The organism is Pantoea coffeiphila (assembly GCF_016909495.1).
Taxonomy (GTDB): Bacteria; Pseudomonadota; Gammaproteobacteria; order Enterobacterales; family Enterobacteriaceae; genus Erwinia; species Erwinia coffeiphila.
The window spans coordinates 1,054,344-1,071,526 of the sequence record NZ_JAFBFW010000001.1 but is presented as its reverse complement, the minus strand read 5'-3'; the positions used below and the strand labels follow the sequence as shown (position 1 = coordinate 1,071,526).

The window sequence follows — 17,183 nt, the reverse complement described above, 5'->3', positions numbered from 1 at the left end:
TTCCGACTCCATTACATATGATTAAAAGAATGTGTTCGATTCATCTCAGCAGGATGATGCCGCTGATTTATCCAGCCACTGACGAACGTCTTCCCGCAGGCAGTGCCAGGATATCTTGATGGTTTCTGCTGCCCATGCGGGCATATGTGGAGAAAGTCGGTAATGGACCCATTTCCCTTCCCGACGGTCCAGAACGAGCTCAGCCTCCCGCAGAATTGCCATATGCCGGGAAACTTTGGGCTGCGACTCGGAGGTGGCCCCGCAAAGGTCACACACGCACATCTCGCCTGATTCTCTGAGAAGCATCACGATAGCCAGACGGGTTTCGTCTGACAGAATTTTGAAAAGCTGAACAGGCTGTAGCATTTTCTCTTCCGGTAAATTTAGAATACACATATGATAAAACATATGTATTGGTTTGAACATTATCGATTTTAGAGAGGAAGAAAAAATGGATCAGTTTCCAGCCCTGAATGCTGAGTGTTTCGACAGGCAGATCGCTGAGCGGCTTCAGCATCCGACACTACCACGTATCCTGATTCTGTATGGGTCAGTACGTGAACGTTCATACAGCCGTTTTGCTGCCGAGGAAGCGGGTCGATTGCTCATTGCTATGGGTGCTGAGGTCAAAACGTTTAACCCGTCCGGCTTGCCTCTGCCTGATGATGCACCAGAAACTCACCCTAAAGTGACGGAGCTGCGCGAACTGGTGAGATGGTGTGATGGCATGGTTTGGAGTTCCCCGGAGCGTCACGGGGCGATGAGCGCAATAATGAAGGCGCAAATTGACTGGATCCCTTTGTCAGAGGGCGCTGTTCGTCCTTCCCAGGGAAAAACGCTGGCGGTCATGCAGGTATGTGGCGGTTCTCAGTCCTTCAATGCCGTCAATCAGATGCGTATTCTGGGACGCTGGATGCGCATGTTCACCATCCCGAATCAGTCCTCCGTGGCGAATGCCTGGCAGGAATTTGATGAAAACGGGCGAATGAAACCATCATCCTGGTATGACCGCATCGTGGATGTGGCAGAAGAGCTGTTCAAAATCACGCTGCTGCTGAAAGGTCATACGGAGTACCTTGCCGATCGTTACAGCGAACGCAAGGAAAGCCATCAGGAACTGTCAGCCCGCGTCAATCAGGAGAAAATATAGAGTTCCTTGTATCGTGAACCCATCCTGAGTGAACTCAACAACGTCCGCTCCTGGCACAGAGCTGCCTGTCAGATTAGGTTTGGCCCTGTGTCGTAGTTGTGCCAGGCCAAGTCTGAGCTAATACAAATTATCAGTATCTTTCTGGAGCGTCTGCAGCCGCTGTTCCAGGCTATCCAGTCTTTCTTCGAGGTCATGGCTCTGCTGCTCAATATCTTCCAGCGTTTCTGACAGAACGTCACGTAGCAGCACAAAATTTGTGTGCAGGGCGTACACAAAATCGTGGCCGCGAACCAGTAATGCTTCGCGCGGTATGTCCTGCAATGCGGAATGCGTCAACCATGTCACCAGCGCTTTGGCGCTCATTTCAGTCAGTACGTCCGAAAGTTGGTCAGTTTCTCTGTTCATTCTGGTGTCCTGTCTGTTCTTATTTTGGGTGAGTATTTAGAGGGGCATTATTTCAGCTCGTTGCGCTGCTGCGTGGGTTGGGACTGTAAGTGATACAGAAGAACTATATGCCGTGGTGGCCTACATCGAGCCGTTGCAACTCGTCTAGCGTGTAGATGCGAAAGACATTTCGGTGGCGGGTTTCCAGCGGGATATGCTGATGGTTAACGATGACGTGTCTGATACTGTCAAACAGCCGTTCAAGACCGCGCTTTTTCTGCGGGTCCGGCACGATATAGAAAACGTAAATCCAGTCTTTACGGGTCCGGGCCAGCAAATGGCTGGCGATGATTGACTGGTAGCGGGCTCTGGTTTTCAGACGACGCTCGGTCTCAATGGCGATCACGGTGCCGCTGGGCAGGGTGATCAGACCGTCCGGGCGATGACCGACCTGATACCGGTTGAGGAAGGTTGTGCGATCGCCGTTTACCCACCCGGATGCGCCTTTTTGCTCAAGGATGATGCGGGCTACCTGATTATCAAGGTGATGCTCCAGCGTCCAGCCGGTAACTTTTGACGGCTCAAATCGCGCCGGGAAAAGCGCATCGTCGGGTGTTAACACAACGGCTATCCCGTCACTGGTAATGCCCCACAATGAAATTTTCATCGTGCGTGATACCAGGACGTGCTTTTGTATTAACCCCATGCCCTCGACTTTTGAAAGCAGGGAATACAGCGATTTATGATCTATGAACCCGAACAGCAGCATCAATGTTTTAAAGTCACTGTACGTTTCTTCTTTCAGGAAATTCAGCAGTCGTTGTATTTTTTCGCGATGTCGCGTCTGGCGTTCGCTGTATGCGGTGATAAGCATCATTACCCCCTTTAAAAATCTAGCAATGACGGGTTTTCCTCTTTGTCGGCATTCGGCATTGTCGTGTCTTTTTCGCTCGTCTCATCAAAAAAAAGATCGGGCCGCGTTGTGGTGATATCCGGTGTTGATGCGGGTCCGGGGGAAGTTTCCTCCTCGCCAAAATCCAGGGTGATGTTTACTGTTGCGGCGGTGGCGGATATTGCGGGCGACACGGCACAGATCTCCAGTTCGCGTTTTTTCACCCTGATGGGCGAAATCAGCGAAGCAGAGGGGAGTGCTTTTGTCGTGAAGATGAAGCTGACAAAATCGGGTAGGTTCAGGATCATATTGCTGTCGGTAAAGAAACGCTCGGCCTGCCTGATGGTGCGTTCACTGTCGATAGTCTCTGTCAGCACGGCGTCGGTTTTCGCTTTGCGGACCTCATCATCGACTAATATAGTGCCTGACATTCTGGCTACCCATTCAGCGGTATCCGGATCCATGACACGATAAACCAGTTTGAATTTGGCGTTCTCAACGACAGCGCCGACAACGGCGTCACCTTTCAAATCTGCCGGGCAGTCTTTTAAATCGGCAATAGACTGATGGTCCATAATAATATGCACGCCTTTATCGCGTGCCGCGCCTAAACCTTCCAGCGCGGGCCTGGATAAATGGTATTTCAGTTCGGAAAGATAAATTGCAATGGGGCGGGGCACATCTTTCACCCGCTCGCGCCTTTCTGCCAGCTGGTACAGGCGAACCAGCAGCATGCGCTGAGCGGTAATGATTTTGCTGTTGCGCATTGAACCGATGACGTAACAGCAACCGCCTGCCTCAAATATCTTATTAAGCGAAAATCCTGTCGGCGCATTGATGGCATTGAGTAAGGCAAGCTCTTCAATTTTCCCGAAAAAGGCTTTTATCTTATCGGCAATACCCTGAACGTAGTCTCCGTTATACACATCCCGAATAGTTGCGGTGGCATGTTGATTAACAAACTGCGCGGCTATTCGGGCCGCTTTCCGGTCGTCAATCCGGTAAAAGTCTGACTCCTGACCTTTCTCTGCCAGACTGAAACCGGCAACAAAAAGCTCTTCCAGTTCATCGGCGTTAATCTCTTCAATCAGGTTTAACTGGTATTGCGATTTTCGCAGGTCAATCAGGGCAAAAGGTTTGCCTGCATCCTCGCAGGCTTTGCGGTAAAGGTGCGGTGCCCATTCATCATCTTTGGGGTCCATAACAAATACGCCTTCACCGGCCAGAATACTTTGATAAAGTAATATGCCGGTGGCAACGCCTTTACCGGCGCCGGTGGTGCCGATAATATCCGCGTGTTGTTTTTGCCAGTCTTTTAACGGCAAATACATCGGCTGAATATCTCGGTCAATGCCGATAAATAACCCTTTGTTCAAGTCGATATAATCCAGCGGGTCATAATGCAGCGTTTCCGGCAGCAGTGATTTCACCGTACGGACATCGGTGCGTAATTCCCGTTCAAGCGTGGTTTTTCTGACGAGGCGTTTCTTTATTTTGTCTAATTCAGGGGTTAATACCCTGCGCAGCAGAATATGCAAAATAAAACCCGTTACGGTAAAAGTAATCAGAACCGACCATGCCAGAACGGGAATGCTGGTGACTACACGGCCTTTATAAAGCCACTGGAAAATCCAGATAACAACCGGGGCCATCGTACCGCAAAGAAAACACAGCAGGGAAAAAGCGATAATCAGCTTTTGCCACAACGGGGCTTTTTGCCGTTCATCGCTTTTCATCGACGCGAAAAACGGCATCGTCAGCCCCGATAACAGCGCCAGCATCAGCTGGTGCTGTTGCATAAAAGCAATGAAGCTCAGCGCGCCATTCACTATCGGCGACAGTGAAACGGCCAGCTTATTCAAAATCACGATGCCTCCTTCGTCAGCAGTTCGCCCCATGACGTCGCCCCATCAATTCGCCCCACGGTGTTGGGCGAAAAGGCGGGGCGAACGTCAGGGACGAAGAAGGTGGCCGCGTTGCGACCATGTGCAGGAAAGCATGCTTGCCTGCCCGAACGGCGTGCGCCAGTACATGCGGGCTGGACGCCCTTATGGCCTGTCACATGGGGGTAATGTCGCGGCTGGACGCCGTGCCAAAACCCCAACGTCAACGGCGGCACACCGTCGCCCGCTACGCGCGACCACCCCCTTTAAGACGGTCGCTTTCGCCTTTTTCTTCCCTTTACTCGTTCCTCGTAGCGGGAATAAAAGGGAAGCTGACCTTTAAAGAGGGTGGTCGCGCCACGCTACCGGCTTTTGGCCGGAGACTTATCTGCGACGGTGTGCGGGGCGATGCCCCCCAAATAAACCGCTGTCGTGGGCGACAGCTTTTCGCTCGCTGGGGCGGCGAAATTTATCCGGCTCCCCCGGCCTGCAAAATCCGCGTGGGCGCGGCTGTTTGCAGGTGAGGCGCGGTGCCTGAATTATTTTCGCTCCTTAACCCGCGAAAATATTTCTGTCCGCTGCCTCATTTTTACGGCCCCTGTTTCTTCGCTCCTTAATCCGCGAAAAACAGAAGCCATAAAAACCTGAAAACCGTCACGCTCTCCGCCCGTCTCGCCAGTATTAACCACGAACGCGGCCATATTTACTGATGACCTGACTGATAGCCGCCGGGTCTGCCGAAACACATTCAAGTAAAAACGATTTTCTGGCATCGGCCGTATGGTCAGGAAGAAAACCGTGTTTATTCTCTTTCACGATATTAAAGAATGCCCGTTCAGCGGAATGACATTCACTGCTGCCGCTGTTTCCCGTTGTTTTACCGTACATGCATAAAACCACTTCGCAGGCTTCAGCGGTCGTTGCGGATGTTGAACATGACGCCATAACGCCGAGAAATAATAAGGAGAGTATGACTTTCTTCATTTCAGTCACCGGTATGATTAATGAAAGGTTGCGTATTTAGGGTAATGTTATTTGCCAGAGTTATTGTCTGAATGCCTCTTTCATGCTTTTTAAATGAACTGGCTTAAAGTAAATATCACTCATCCGGCGCACATCGCCGTGTATGTCAATACTGACGATGACATCAATGCTTTTAAGTACCTTGCGTAACAGCACATCAAAAGGAATATTCCGGCAGTCGGGGTTTTCATAGCAGCGGTCAATGATCCCTTCAATACATTCTTCCGGGCTGCCTGCATGCAGGGAGGTGATTAATCCCTCATGCCCGGAACCAATAATTTTAAGCGCGTCCCATGCCTCCCGCCCACGAATTTCCGCCAGTAATATCCGGTCAGGGTTCATCCGATAATTAGCACGGATCAGCCTGCCGGGGGTGACAATGGCATTATCCCCGCCATCCGCCGGGTAAAAAAGATGCACATAATTGGCGTGGTGATAAAAATGGATTTCGGGATTATCTTCGATTGTGGTCAGCCGAAGATGCAGTGGAATATAATGCAGCAGCGTTTTCATATAGGTGGTTTTACCGGAGCCGGTTTCACCCACAATAAAAATCGTTTTGCCATATTCCACGGCCTTTTCCATAAAACGGGGGATATTCCCGCTGTGATATAACTGAACCAGTGCATCATCCTGGCTTTCCGTTCTCTCCTGACCAGCCACACGCTGATAAAATCCTGCATCAATCCATGACTGATGTGTTTTCTGCTCAAACGAAGGCTTGCGCAGCGTAATGGATACCGTATTACGCTCACAGGCCGGGGGAATAATCGCCTGAATACGTTCGCCGGATCTTAATGTTGCAGAAAGGATGGGTGATGTATCGTCAATATTGTCGTCTTGCCAGGATGCCAGCGCCCTGGCAAAGGCATGACACTGACGCAGCGTGATCGGGGATGCCTGTTTATGCCAATTCCCCCGGATTTTCGTATGCAGTTCGCCCGGTCGGTTAACGGCAATTTCTGTCAGGCCATCCTGCGCAAGAAAATCACCAAAGAGCCGGTTTTTCATAAAGTCCAGTGACAGGTTTTCAGCGTTCATACCATTTCTTTTTCAGCCGTAGTTGATAAACAGAGGAAAAATCAATATCCGTGCCGGTCATGATGCCGATCACATCGCCCTGGTTCAGGTACATCGTGGGCGGGATACTGATGCTGTTTTCCAGCGTCGTTTTCGCCATTTCCGCCGTGGCGGCGCGGGTATTTTCGGTATAGTCGGTATTGCGGTCTTTACCCGGCGCGGCATCTGATGCCGCTGCTGCCACGTCCTGTACGGTACTCAGCATCAGGGCGTTGCCGAAACGCTCCCAGAAATGGCTGTCGATCCAGCCCGTGATCCCCGCCTCGCCAAGCGGGCCGGTGGCCTGCGTATCGGTGAGCGGGATTTGCAGGCTGCCGGGCTCCGGCGTGCGCAACTCCGTCCACAGTACAAACATCCGGCTGCGCCCGTGTTGCAGTGCCCCGGTGCGGTAGATACCACGGGCAACTGTTCCCGCCGGGATCAGCATTACATGGTTACTGGAGCTCCAGACATTCTCACCGATCAGGCAGGAGATATGACCGCCAACATCGGACACGAAGCGCCGCATCATCGAACACGGAATATAGCGATCCACCGGGATATAGAGATCGGGATCAAGGCCCAGCCGCCTGACACCGGTGACGCGTGCGACGCCCGGATTGTCGTTGTTATTGCTGCCTGCCGGTGCTGTTGTATCCGGGCAGCGCAGGCGTCCATCTTCGCCACTGACCAGTACCGACTGACAGGATGTGTACGCCGTGGAGGCTGACGGGCTGCCCGACGTTCCCGCATTGCTGCGCGATCCGCTTCGGGACGTGCGTATATCGTCGCCTGACCCTGTACTGCCGCTGTTCAGCCCGTCTGCCAGCGCTGCCGCCTTGTTCAGGGCGGGTGGCCCGGGCGGCAGGGCTGGAGTGGCAGGGGGGCTCTGACTGGCAGGGGCTACGCTTTCCTGCCTCCCTGGCCCGAAGAGGCCAAACGGATTACTGTCCATGCCCAGATTTTTACGCTCCTGCTGCACCGCCCCGGAGGAGGGCGGCGACGCGGTGTCAGATTCTTTCTCATCACCCCTTTTCAGGGCGCTGAGAAGACGATCGCCACCGGATGCCAGCGCGATGACCAGGACCAGACTCAGCAGGCTGACGATCAGCGTGCGGTGACCGGAAGCTTTACGGAAACGGGTCACTTCCGGCTTACCGGGCGGCGTTTTCTGCTCCGGCTCCTGATATGCCATTGCCGCGCGGGCGCGTTCACGGGCTTCCGCTTCCCGTTCGGCGGTGGTTTTTTCCGGTTCGTCCGGGAAAGATTTGTCGGTCATTTTGCCTCCAGCGTAACGGACGGCGAAACGGTGTCACTGTTGGTCAGCGGGATACGCCCGAATCCGTCGTTTTCGATCCCCACCACTGAGCTCCCGTAGCGCAGAACCAGCTGCGGAGATGCCGGAACCACCATCACGGTGTAGTTGCCCCGTTTAACCGTTCCGGGCGTGACCGCCTGCTCCTGACCGTTAACCACCCGGAAAACGGAAGGCAGGGTTTTCGCGGGAGAAAAACCGATATAAGCAAAACGACCGTCATCCCAGGCAAAGTCCGGGGCAATGGAGGCTGAACCGGCGGCTACACGCCTGGTGTAGCGCCAGTTGCGCGGCGTGGCCGGATGCCGGAATGCCGACGCTATCCGCTGTCGGTCCAGCGCTTCCTGCTGTTGTTGCTGGCGGGTGGCACTGGCGGCGGCTGACTTTTTCCGCAGTTCGTCAGGATAGTGGTAGCGGATAATGAATGCCTGGGCGGGAGAGTCTTTATCCAGTACGTTCAGCTCCAGGCTGTAGTCGCGTTTCGATGTCACCACGAACAGGTTGGTTTTCCAGTCTTTTGCCGTCGGCAGAAAGACCTGGCTGATGTTGTTGCCGCTGGCATCCGTGACTGGCTGGGCGATGGGATTCGGGCTGACACCCACCCGGTTATCGCTTTTCGTCACGGTCCAGCCTCTGGGAAAACCCGCCTGCGCATCGATGACTGTTTCATCGTCATCAAATACCAGCATGGTGACGTAGCCGGGTCGGGTACTGACGACCGTGACGTTCTGGCTGTTGTACGTGACGTTCTGCATCCGGCTGTCATACGCGCTGCCGCGCGGTGTCGCCGAGCTCCATGCCACGCATGACGCCAGTAAACCCGTGAGGAGCAGAATGTGTTTCAGCATCATTCCCCCCTCAGCTCTTTGTCGCGCTGGTAGCTGGTGACGATAAAGCCCAGCGGGTTCACTTCACGCTGGCTGTCGGTCAGTTGCCGGTGCGGGACGTAGCGGTATGTGAGGCGGATATTCCAGACATCCGTTTTCACGGAATTATCAGCAATACGGCGGATAGTGCGCTTGATACGCAGGGTTGCCAGATTATCCGGCCCGGTGGCAGGCGCATGCACATTGGAAATAATGTCGATATCAACAATATATTCCGCCTTGTTAAAAATCACGTCCGGTGCCTGGTCGCCGTTAAACCCGTCCAGATAGTCCCGGTTCACGCTGTCGCTGTTAAATAACTGCACGTCGTCATAATCACGCTGGAGGGAGAAATAATTATATCCTTCGCGGAGCCTGACATAGTGTGCTGCCAGTGAATGCGCCAGTGCCTTTTCAGACGAAATATCCCGCTCCTTTACGCGCGTCATATATTCATAGCGCCCGGTTTGTTTATCCACTGACCATAATTCAGTGTCGGTGGTTTTCAGCGGCAGCAGAATAATAATGGTCGCAATCGCCATTGCGGCCAGAATCAGTCCGGCAGCGGCCACCCGCCAGGCGGTTCTTCGGGAACGCTCTTCCTTTTCCAGCAGGATGGATTCAAAAGAGCGGGAAACATTAACAATGTTCTGAATATCAGACATGGTGAGTGAGCTCCTGAATGATGGCGGGGGAATTTACCGGCTCGGGTTCGCCGGATACCGGCGGAAGGTCGCCCTGATACTGTACGCAGCCCGTGAGCGCGCACAGCATCAGAAGGAAGATGCTGAATTTCATGGAAGTTCCTTATTACAGGGATGCAGAAATGCCGCACCGGTGGCGCAGGCCACGGCGTGACGGGGAAAGGAAATTAAGGGTCGGGAGGATTAACGGTGACGCTGCCGGTTCAGGCGTTTCATGCTTTCGATGGCGGCGGCGCGTTTCTGCCAGGCGCTCACGGTTTTACCCGCGCCTGCGCCAGTGAGTCTGCCGGTCGCCGCGGCGACGGCCATGCCGCCTTTCGCAGCCAGGCGGGCACCGCCCTTTATCCCCGGCCCGGCCAGGTCAGCGGATTTGTTCGCCAGTCCGGTCAGACCACTCATGGCCGCCCCCTGTAACACCGCCTGTACAGCGGCTCCGCTGAGGGCGCTGGCGAGCTTCGCCGAGAACCAGACCACCACACCCGCTGCAATCCCGGCCAGCAGGCACTGTGCCGCCAGCGTCACCATGTTGCTGACATTGGATGTCCGGGTCGCTGCATCAAGGATTTTATTCAGGTAATTGATGGCGATACGGATGGATAAGGCGGAAAACATGATCGTTAATATTGCCGCGAAAATCGTTTTCAGCCAGTTATCAAACATCGGCTTAAGAAAACCGTACAGCAGGCAGAAAATAAAGAGCGGCGCGGTGGTCGTCATTAACAGGATGATAATTTCAGCGAGCAGGTTGACAAAGGTGGCAGCCAGTAACAGAACGATCGCGCCGCCCCATACCAGCACTTCGGCAAAGCCACCATTCAGTTTGACGTAAGTCGAGGTGTCCATACTGAACAGTGTCTGCCCCAGTGTCTGTGCCTTTTCCCAGACGGTATCAAGCAGCGCCCAGACGTTATCATTGCCGCTGACACCGTCTTTGAGTCCCTGGATAGCCGCTACCGCCATATCCAGCCAGCCATCCCGGTTTAACGCAAAGGTGGTGATCAGCAACATTCGCCCCACATCCCAGACGACATCTTCAACCGGGGCCCGGAGTTTGCCAGCCAGCGTCTGATAACCGCGATACAGTATAAATAAGGTAAAAGAGCTGACGATGATAACGCTGATCATCGTACCGTAAGTGGAAGACTGACCTTCCAGTACGGCATTCAGTCCATCCATGATGTTTTTGTCCATACCCACAAAAATACCACCGGACATGGTGCCTCACCTGATAGATAAAGAAAGGAAATAAAAAACAGGGAGAATTCTCTGTTTTGCTGGAGGAGATATTATTGTGTGACGGATTTTCTCTTTTCGGCTTCTTGCTGAAAGAATGTCTCAAATTTTTCTTTTATTCCGGGTTTGCCAATTTGAGCGAACATAATGGCAGCCCGTTGAGCAAACTCGCAGTTATCGCTTGCCTCGCCATCCTTCAGGCATTGCGTGTAAACCGCATATGTTTCGTCAGGATGCTGCTTATACCAGGTTTCGGATTTGGTTTCCTTGCAGCCGGAAAGTAATATCACGCCTGAGAGTGTGCATAAGGTGAATAAGGATCTGACCACGGATAACCTCCTTATAAATTATTAAGGTCAGCAACAGGTGCCGATAGCTGCTGCTGTTCAAAGGCTTTCTGTCTTTGCTGTTCCAGCAATGTCGTTCGCTGTTCAGCCTGTCTGACAGACATCTCCCACTGATTTGTCAGCGCATTTAACTGTACGCTTTTCGCCGCGATGGCGTTAGCCAGATCCTGAGACTCTTTCGAATCCTGTGCATTCGATATACGGTCAGATAAGTCTGATATATCGCTGAGTGTGCTGTTGATCCTGTTTTCAACGTCAGTGGTATTCTCAATCGCCATTGCCTGATTGAGGATTATCTGTTTACAACTGTCGGCCAGGGCCTGAGACTTTATCCCTTCCTGTTCCTCGCTGCATACGCTGAATGATTTGTATTTACTGTAAAGGTTTTGCAGTTCAGAAGAATATGAACTGTTTTGCGTGGTCAGCAGATCATCCAGTGAAATACTGCTCTTACGGAGATTATCAATATCGGTTTTCAGGCTTCGGGCATCGCTGAGAAAACCCTGAATATCCCGCACGCCGGTTGCAGTAGCTAACTGTTTTTTATACGCATCAAGTTCACTTTTATAATGGGTAACCGTATCCTCCCATTGCTGTAATTTCTGCATCCACTGGTTAATGGATTCGGTATTCTGCACGGCGTCGAAAACCGGTATTCCGGCGCTGAACGTCTGCGTCGGGAAAAATAACGATAATGCCAGAAAGGTATATCTGGTACGCATATCAACGACCTCCGTATTAATATCAGATTGCCCGCTCAAGGAAGGTTTCTTTCCATTCATCAGGTCGCATACCGTCCTGATAGATGGCATCGAATATTTTCAGGTTGTCCTCACTGCCGCTGAGGAGCCGGGTGAGTTTACCCAGCCCGGACAGATCCATTTTTGCCAACGCCACAAACGGGCGGGTTTCCCCGGCCCGCAACGGTGTTTTCAGGATGACCATATAATGCTCGCCCGGATCAAGGTTCCTGACAGTCTCATAAACGCTGTCCGGCACTTTCATTTTCTCCACGTAATCCGCATGACTGGCCTTCGGGTTGGCGAGGAAAATCTGGGTGCCGCACTGTTCAATAATCGCCGGGGCGATGGGATGTCTGACGATTTCATCCGGTGACTGTGTTGCGGGGACGAATATGCCGTTCAGCTTGCGGATAACTTTCAGCATATTGAGCGAGAAACGGGAAAATTCGACATCGGACAGCCAGCGCCAGAACTCATCCATAAACATCACCAGGCGGCGACCGTCCAGCAGGCTGGTCACGCGATACAGCAGGTAAAAGGTCACGGGGCCGCGAATATCGTCATCATCCAGAAATTCGGTGCCGTCGATACCAACGTTATCGACATCGCTGATGGTGAAAGTATCAGCCTCGTTATCAAACACCCAGCCGAACTCGCCCCCCTGTGCCCACTGTTTCAGGCGGATACGCAGCCCGTTGGTGCGGGCGTCTGTGGTCGGCGGCTCCGGCAGCACTTCCAGCAGCCGGGTGATTCCGAACCGGCGGTACTCCGGCGGATAGTCCAGCATGATGGTGTCAACGGCGGCACTGATCCGCTCCTCATCGCGCGGATCGAGCGGCTTACCGTTGCGGCGGCACAGCATGCGCACCAGCCGTTTGATGAAACTGATGTTCCGGCGGGTTGGCTCCAGCGCAAACGGGTTGAAGCCGGTGGGCTCGCCGGTACGGATGCGGAAATAACGCCCGCCCGCCTGGCGGATCGCCATCTCCGCCGCCCGGTCCTTATCGAAATACACCGTGGTCAGCCGTTTGAGGGTGGCAGAAGGCGCAAACGACGCCGGGTTACGGTACTTCTGCATCAGTTGTTGCAGGATGGTCATCAGCAGGGTTTTGCCGGAGCCGGTTTTCCCGATAATCGCCGTATTTCCCGGCGTTTTCTCACCGGTGTCATCCCGTCCGGCCTGGCTGTCGTGAAGGTTCAGGTAATACCCGCCACCGCCGGGCGATGTGAGGATGGCGATGGCTTCCCCCCACGGATTGCCGCTGCGTTTGTGGGGATGGAAGTTATGCAGGCAGGCCATATCGGCAAAATTCTGGCTGCTGACGGCCACCAGTCGGGGACGCAGCGTATAGACGCCCGGCAGTTGCGCCAGATATGCGGCGGGCAGTGACAGGGTGGAGAGCGTCGTCATAATACCCAGATCGGCGAAGGGCTGGGCCAGAACGTTAGTGTCCTTCACCACCTGCCCGGCACTGTCTGAGGAGATCAGCAGGGAAAAGTGGAATTTACCGCACGACACATGCCCGGACTGGAGCAGGTCGCGCAGGACAATCAGCTCTTCGCGCTGGGAAATCGCGTCGTCGTCCGCTGAGTTCAGCCGTTTTTCCGCCAGCCGGATATGATCCTGCGCTTCATCCCGCGCCATGCAGGTAAAGGACTGCGTCAGAACATACTCGCTTTCGGCGTACAGCAGTGCGTCCAGCATACCGGTATGGGTTTCCGGGGAATAATCCTTAATCTCGAGGCTGCGGAAGAAGCGGGAACCGCTGACCGTCTGGCATTCACCGGTGTCGGTGGTGAAAAAGACGTCTGGCGTACTGAGCGTTTCATAAAATGGTGAGCGCGTTACGGCCACTTTCTGCCACTGGCCGGTAAGCAGACGATGAAAGAACGCCAGTTGTGAGGAATACACCCGCTCGTTTTCTTCATATATCCCCAGCGGCATTGCCATATAGCGGGATAACGCAGACTCCAGCGCGTCGCGGTATTCCAGCATGATTTTGAGCGCGTCCTCCAGTGCTGGCTGGCGTTTACCGGGCGGCTGCGCTTTCATGGTTTTTTTCTCAATCGCAGAGAACGGCGCGTAGCAGACGGTAAAAAACAGCCGGTGCCGCCAGAACGGTTTTTCTTTTACCGGCTGGTAATACCGCCGTGTTACCTCATCGGAAAAGGGAATACCCGAACGGGCTTCAAAAGTATCATGGTATTTTTCACGGAGCCGGTGAATATAGAATGTTACCGGCAGCCCCTCATACGAACGAATAACGTTATTCAGGTGCGTGGCCATCAGGGTCAGGTGATGTTCGTCTTCACATTCAAAGACTGTGCCGCCCAGCTCCCAGGTGGCAACAAAATCACGGTGACGATTTCTGATGACGTAGGGGTGAATATGGGAGGAATACGGAATATATTTATCCAGCGTAATACGCTCGTTTAATTTCATTTTCTGAATAAACTCCGAGACATCAACATTATCGTACTGGTTTGCCAGAAGGGCATTCGCGCCAAAATGGGTATTGGTGAAAAGCCGTCCACGGGTTTTAAACGCCAGCCAGAGCAGGCTGAAATAATGAATATCCTTTCGGGCTTTATTTTTCATTTCCGCCCAGGCAGGAATGAGCAGAACCGCCAGGTAATAGCTGACATAGACCGCCAGCAGGACGATGGCCCCGCTGACAAGAACGAACGGCACAAGAGGAATACCCATAATGGCGGCAGGCCGCGTAAGCGCTTTATTCAGCGTAGCCATCGTTGCCTCCCTTATGACGCCCAGTAGGCACCGAAGCCGGATGCACCGACAATCAGGATCGCGCCGATGATGACGTTACGCATGTCGTGCAGGCTCTTGCCGTCGAACAGCACCTTGTAGCCCACCCACATGGTCGCCAGCGTGATGGTGACGGCGGCCAGTCCCAGCAGGCCGGTCGAGGTATTGCTCAGTGTTTCATTGGCCTTGTTAAAACCACTGTCCGCCGCCAGCACCGGGGAAGACAGCAGCACGGAAACAACAGCGGAGTAACGGCGTTTACGCATGATCATTTCTCCTCATCAGGGATAACAGGGATAGCGCCGCGAATGACGGAACCGGGATAATGCAGGGAAGTCAGGATCGGCGCAGTGGCACCGGCAGGCTCGCCGCGCAGCACAACGGCGGGATAACGGACAGACGGCTGTGCGTTCCGGTCAGGGGCACGCTGCCGGTCTTTCCGCGTGGACGGGACGACATAGCCAATGCGCTGCACGTAGCTGGTCTGGTTAAAGGCGGATTCCGGCCGCTGGCCGGTTTCAAAGTTGCCGGAGTAGTAACAACTGAGCGCCCGTTTCAGTGTTCCGCCGCGCCGGTAACAGTCGGCGAGAATGCGCTCAAATACCGACAGATTGATGCAAGGGTTAAGCAGGTCGCTGGCCGTGACGCCGTAATGGCGGAAATTGATGCTGGTGATTTGCATCAGGCCGACCGAATAGCGTCGGCCCTGTGCAGCCAGCTGTCTGGTAAGGAGGATCGCCTCCGGCAGGCTCGAGGGGAAATGTGAAATCACGCCCCGGCTGTCTGGCAGGATTTCAGCAATGGCGTAGGGGTGGAAGCCGGATTCGACCCGTGCGACATCAAGTGACGTGGACGGGTGAATACTGGCGGCGCACTGCACCGCCAGTGCCAGAAAGGCAGTGGTGGAAAGCATGCTGGCCTCGCAACAGAGAGACCGGCGGCTTACAGAAAAGTACGCCGCCGGGTGAGAAGAAGAGAAAATGGATTAAGTGGCAGCGGCATCCTGTGAAATGTCGCTTTCTTCTCTCGGTTCGAGCAGTACCAGCCTGCCGGAAACCGCAATACCGGGTATCAGCACGATATTCAGACCGGGCTTGCCGTTATGCGCGAAGGCCACGCCAACTTTTGTCCAGTACGTGTTTGTTTCGCCCTGCACATCGGGCTGGCTTTCCTGGGTAACAAAGACGTGATAAGCGGGTTTTCTCATGGAATTTCCTTTGATCAAAAACAGTAAATGAAATAAACCAGTCACATCCCGGTTCTGCATTCCGGTTTTAACGGGTCAGCGAGAACATTCAGCGGCACCCTGAATTGTGGTTACGTGACAGCCCGATCCATTTTGTTAAAGAGCAATACCCTGTCAGGACGAATTAATGTCCATAGGGGCGACTAATGCTGTAATGGCGTTCTCAGATTCGAATATCTGGTGAGGGATATAAATGAGAAACTCAAAACAAAAAGAAGAGAGAAAAATAGTGGAGTATTTAAGATGCAGTGAGAATAATGAGGATTTAAAAAACACGAGAGAGTGGTATTAACATTCACCGTGAATAATAAAGACATGCAGAGATATAACATCTCTACACGTCCTTTTTATCCTGTCAGCGGCTACTACGTTCAAGTTTTTCCTGACATTCCGTACAGGTGGTTACACCCGGCAGTGCTTGCCGTCGCTTTTCTGGAATGGGTTTACCACATACACGACAGTGAAATAATGATGGTGTCGACCCCGGCTTAAAACGACTCTGTTCAATCATCTCCTCCAGGCGCTGCTCATTAAATTCCTGATCGCGATCGATCTCATCCGGCATGTGGTGCCCTCCTGTTAGCGGCAACTTCCTTTTCACAAAGCGTGATACGTCTCCATACCATGGTGAGTGATAGTCCCAGGGAACTTGGTAGCAGGAGTTCAGTAACCTGCATCATGGCCATCAGCGCGTCGGGGGATTCAAGGCTTTCCACCCGGCACTTCTGCCATTGCCGCCAGATCTCGGCATCTGTCTCTTCATCCGGCTCAGGTGTACGTCCATATGGCACGCTGACACCAAGCAGCCGTCGGCGAAGGCAGACATCATTAGACGTCAAGCCAAAGTAGTGGTTGAGCAACGCGATAGAACCGCCCAGCCGGATAGCCCGGTTAATCTGCTGCTGTTGTCGGTATTCCTGTCGGGCCTGCGCCAGTAAATGATGCAGGACATCATGGCGGACACTGACCGAAACAAAGGGAGCCGTCGCCCGGCTGACAGCAAACAGTTCATCGAGTGATAACTGATTAAGAGCATTCATTTCGTCGAAAGTGAATCCGAGGGACTCGCAGTGACGAATATCCCCAACTTTCAGAGCGTGCAACGCATCAGTTAAGATGGTGTAATTAATTAATGGAATCATTCTGTTATCTCCTCAATCTATATGGAAAAGTTGAGCAAATAAACGGACATTTTTAACTGTTTGAACGTCCGGCCAATTTAAGGCTGATCCATTCATCAATTTCCGATTCGAGCCAGGCCACACTGGCCGGGCCAATTTTTATTGAACGTGGAAAGGTTCCATTTTTCATATACAGGTAAATTTGAGAGCGTTTCAAACCGGTTTTTTCTTCGACCTGTTTTAAACGTAATAACTGATGTGATGTCATTGTATTCTCCTATTGTGGAATGACTGGTGCATGTCCAGAGAAAATAAAAGAACACAGCAGTAAGCTTAGGAAAAGCCGATAGCACCTTATTACTGATGGGAAGATCCTTAGTACGGTTTTGTAGTGAATAAATAATAAGTTATTAGTTGTATAAGGATGTGGAGAAGGATAGTTGTGCTGCT

At 52.9% G+C, this 17,183-nt stretch carries 21 protein-coding genes; 1 reads left to right on the top strand and 20 read right to left on the bottom strand.

The features are described from left to right. Positions 1-45: 45 nt before the first annotated feature. Positions 46-366 (bottom strand): As(III)-sensing metalloregulatory transcriptional repressor ArsR, encoded by a 321-nt coding sequence (arsR, locus tag JOE09_RS05000; protein ID WP_017491598.1) that lies wholly within the window; start codon positions 364-366, stop codon positions 46-48. Positions 367-451: 85 nt separating this feature from the next. Here arsR and arsH point away from each other — a divergent pair, with 85 nt between their 5' ends. Then, positions 452-1,150, top strand: coding sequence for an arsenic resistance NADPH-dependent reductase ArsH (arsH, locus tag JOE09_RS04995; RefSeq protein ID WP_087050416.1), 699 nt, complete (start codon positions 452-454; stop codon positions 1,148-1,150). A gap of 117 nt (positions 1,151-1,267) precedes the next feature. On the opposite strand, the gene JOE09_RS04990 is transcribed toward arsH, so the two are convergent. From JOE09_RS04990 to JOE09_RS04900, 19 genes are all read right to left on the bottom strand, one after another. After that, a complete protein-coding gene (locus JOE09_RS04990; protein ID WP_087050417.1) occupies positions 1,268-1,555 on the bottom strand; it encodes a hypothetical protein in 288 nt (95 codons plus the stop codon). Positions 1,556-1,658: 103 nt separating this feature from the next. Next, the gene (mobC, locus tag JOE09_RS04985; protein ID WP_087050418.1) at positions 1,659-2,408 is read right to left on the bottom strand and encodes a MobC family replication-relaxation protein; all 750 of its coding nucleotides are present in this window, start codon (positions 2,406-2,408) and stop codon (positions 1,659-1,661) included. Positions 2,409-2,419: 11 nt separating this feature from the next. After that, positions 2,420-4,294, bottom strand: a complete 1,875-nt coding sequence (locus JOE09_RS04980) for a type IV secretory system conjugative DNA transfer family protein (RefSeq protein ID WP_087050420.1) — start codon at positions 4,292-4,294, stop codon at positions 2,420-2,422. Between the two features lie 696 nt (positions 4,295-4,990). After that, positions 4,991-5,293: a TrbM/KikA/MpfK family conjugal transfer protein gene (locus JOE09_RS04975; protein ID WP_072032071.1), complete on the bottom strand. Its 303-nt coding sequence runs from the start codon at positions 5,291-5,293 to the stop codon at positions 4,991-4,993. A gap of 60 nt (positions 5,294-5,353) precedes the next feature. Then, positions 5,354-6,373 (bottom strand): P-type DNA transfer ATPase VirB11, encoded by a 1,020-nt coding sequence (gene virB11 / locus JOE09_RS04970; RefSeq protein ID WP_048762574.1) that lies wholly within the window; start codon positions 6,371-6,373, stop codon positions 5,354-5,356. Beyond that, the gene (virB10, locus tag JOE09_RS04965) at positions 6,363-7,670 is read right to left on the bottom strand and encodes a VirB10/TraB/TrbI family type IV secretion system protein (RefSeq protein ID WP_048762575.1); all 1,308 of its coding nucleotides are present in this window, start codon (positions 7,668-7,670) and stop codon (positions 6,363-6,365) included. Before virB10 ends, virB11 begins: the two co-directional genes overlap by 11 nt. Further along, positions 7,667-8,557 (bottom strand): P-type conjugative transfer protein VirB9, encoded by an 891-nt coding sequence (gene virB9, locus JOE09_RS04960; RefSeq protein WP_170928019.1) that lies wholly within the window; start codon positions 8,555-8,557, stop codon positions 7,667-7,669. The genes virB10 and virB9 overlap by 4 nt, the downstream gene beginning before the upstream one ends. Beyond that, complete coding sequence (locus JOE09_RS04955) at positions 8,554-9,237, bottom strand: VirB8 family type IV secretion system protein (RefSeq protein WP_040206884.1); 684 nt, start codon at positions 9,235-9,237, stop codon at positions 8,554-8,556. The genes virB9 and JOE09_RS04955 overlap by 4 nt, the downstream gene beginning before the upstream one ends. Further along, entirely contained in the window at positions 9,230-9,370 is a 141-nt protein-coding gene (locus tag JOE09_RS04950) for a hypothetical protein (protein ID WP_040206882.1), read from the bottom strand. Before JOE09_RS04950 ends, JOE09_RS04955 begins: the two co-directional genes overlap by 8 nt. 89 nt (positions 9,371-9,459) lie before the next feature. Then, positions 9,460-10,491, bottom strand: coding sequence for a TrbL/VirB6 family protein (locus JOE09_RS04945; RefSeq protein WP_040206880.1), 1,032 nt, complete (start codon positions 10,489-10,491; stop codon positions 9,460-9,462). A gap of 71 nt (positions 10,492-10,562) precedes the next feature. Further along, positions 10,563-10,838: an EexN family lipoprotein gene (locus JOE09_RS04940; RefSeq protein WP_040206878.1), complete on the bottom strand. Its 276-nt coding sequence runs from the start codon at positions 10,836-10,838 to the stop codon at positions 10,563-10,565. Between the two features lie 11 nt (positions 10,839-10,849). Further along, on the bottom strand, positions 10,850-11,578 hold the full coding sequence (locus tag JOE09_RS04935) for a TrbJ/VirB5 family protein (RefSeq protein WP_040206876.1): 729 nt from the start codon (positions 11,576-11,578) through the stop codon (positions 10,850-10,852). Between the two features lie 22 nt (positions 11,579-11,600). Next, positions 11,601-14,348, bottom strand: a complete 2,748-nt coding sequence (locus JOE09_RS04930; protein ID WP_087051070.1) for a VirB4 family type IV secretion/conjugal transfer ATPase — start codon at positions 14,346-14,348, stop codon at positions 11,601-11,603. 11 nt (positions 14,349-14,359) lie between these two features. Then, entirely contained in the window at positions 14,360-14,638 is a 279-nt protein-coding gene (locus JOE09_RS04925; protein ID WP_032754832.1) for a TrbC/VirB2 family protein, read from the bottom strand. After that, the gene (locus tag JOE09_RS04920; RefSeq protein ID WP_032754830.1) at positions 14,635-15,279 is read right to left on the bottom strand and encodes a lytic transglycosylase domain-containing protein; all 645 of its coding nucleotides are present in this window, start codon (positions 15,277-15,279) and stop codon (positions 14,635-14,637) included. The genes JOE09_RS04925 and JOE09_RS04920 overlap by 4 nt, the downstream gene beginning before the upstream one ends. A 72-nt stretch (positions 15,280-15,351) precedes the next feature. Beyond that, positions 15,352-15,573, bottom strand: coding sequence for a hypothetical protein (locus JOE09_RS04915; RefSeq protein ID WP_048762577.1), 222 nt, complete (start codon positions 15,571-15,573; stop codon positions 15,352-15,354). Positions 15,574-15,967: 394 nt separating this feature from the next. Beyond that, positions 15,968-16,177: a TraR/DksA family transcriptional regulator gene (locus JOE09_RS04910; protein WP_022065314.1), complete on the bottom strand. Its 210-nt coding sequence runs from the start codon at positions 16,175-16,177 to the stop codon at positions 15,968-15,970. Beyond that, positions 16,167-16,754, bottom strand: a complete 588-nt coding sequence (locus tag JOE09_RS04905) for a DUF2857 domain-containing protein (protein ID WP_032754824.1) — start codon at positions 16,752-16,754, stop codon at positions 16,167-16,169. The genes JOE09_RS04910 and JOE09_RS04905 overlap by 11 nt, the downstream gene beginning before the upstream one ends. A gap of 52 nt (positions 16,755-16,806) precedes the next feature. Then, positions 16,807-17,001, bottom strand: coding sequence for an AlpA family transcriptional regulator (locus JOE09_RS04900; protein ID WP_032754823.1), 195 nt, complete (start codon positions 16,999-17,001; stop codon positions 16,807-16,809). Positions 17,002-17,183: the final 182 nt, after the last annotated feature.

Bases quoted from the DNA above. Each gene is read 5' to 3' on its own strand.
- arsR (WP_017491598.1), bottom strand. From the start codon at position 366: ATGCTACAGCCTGTTCAGCTTTTCAAAATTCTGTCAGACGAAACCCGT.
- arsH (WP_087050416.1), top strand. From the start codon at position 452: ATGGATCAGTTTCCAGCCCTGAATGCTGAGTGTTTCGACAGGCAGATC.
- JOE09_RS04990 (WP_087050417.1), bottom strand. From the start codon at position 1,555: ATGAACAGAGAAACTGACCAACTTTCGGACGTACTGACTGAAATGAGC.
- mobC (WP_087050418.1), bottom strand. From the start codon at position 2,408: ATGCTTATCACCGCATACAGCGAACGCCAGACGCGACATCGCGAAAAA.
- JOE09_RS04975 (WP_072032071.1), bottom strand. From the start codon at position 5,293: ATGAAGAAAGTCATACTCTCCTTATTATTTCTCGGCGTTATGGCGTCA.
- virB11 (WP_048762574.1), bottom strand. From the start codon at position 6,373: ATGAACGCTGAAAACCTGTCACTGGACTTTATGAAAAACCGGCTCTTT.
- virB10 (WP_048762575.1), bottom strand. From the start codon at position 7,670: ATGACCGACAAATCTTTCCCGGACGAACCGGAAAAAACCACCGCCGAA.
- virB9 (WP_170928019.1), bottom strand. From the start codon at position 8,557: ATGATGCTGAAACACATTCTGCTCCTCACGGGTTTACTGGCGTCATGC.
- JOE09_RS04955 (WP_040206884.1), bottom strand. From the start codon at position 9,237: ATGTCTGATATTCAGAACATTGTTAATGTTTCCCGCTCTTTTGAATCC.
- JOE09_RS04950 (WP_040206882.1), bottom strand. From the start codon at position 9,370: ATGAAATTCAGCATCTTCCTTCTGATGCTGTGCGCGCTCACGGGCTGC.
- JOE09_RS04945 (WP_040206880.1), bottom strand. From the start codon at position 10,491: ATGTCCGGTGGTATTTTTGTGGGTATGGACAAAAACATCATGGATGGA.
- JOE09_RS04935 (WP_040206876.1), bottom strand. From the start codon at position 11,578: ATGCGTACCAGATATACCTTTCTGGCATTATCGTTATTTTTCCCGACG.
- JOE09_RS04930 (WP_087051070.1), bottom strand. From the start codon at position 14,348: ATGGCTACGCTGAATAAAGCGCTTACGCGGCCTGCCGCCATTATGGGT.
- JOE09_RS04925 (WP_032754832.1), bottom strand. From the start codon at position 14,638: ATGATCATGCGTAAACGCCGTTACTCCGCTGTTGTTTCCGTGCTGCTG.
- JOE09_RS04920 (WP_032754830.1), bottom strand. From the start codon at position 15,279: ATGCTTTCCACCACTGCCTTTCTGGCACTGGCGGTGCAGTGCGCCGCC.
- JOE09_RS04915 (WP_048762577.1), bottom strand. From the start codon at position 15,573: ATGAGAAAACCCGCTTATCACGTCTTTGTTACCCAGGAAAGCCAGCCC.
- JOE09_RS04910 (WP_022065314.1), bottom strand. From the start codon at position 16,177: ATGCCGGATGAGATCGATCGCGATCAGGAATTTAATGAGCAGCGCCTG.
- JOE09_RS04905 (WP_032754824.1), bottom strand. From the start codon at position 16,754: ATGATTCCATTAATTAATTACACCATCTTAACTGATGCGTTGCACGCT.
- JOE09_RS04900 (WP_032754823.1), bottom strand. From the start codon at position 17,001: ATGACATCACATCAGTTATTACGTTTAAAACAGGTCGAAGAAAAAACC.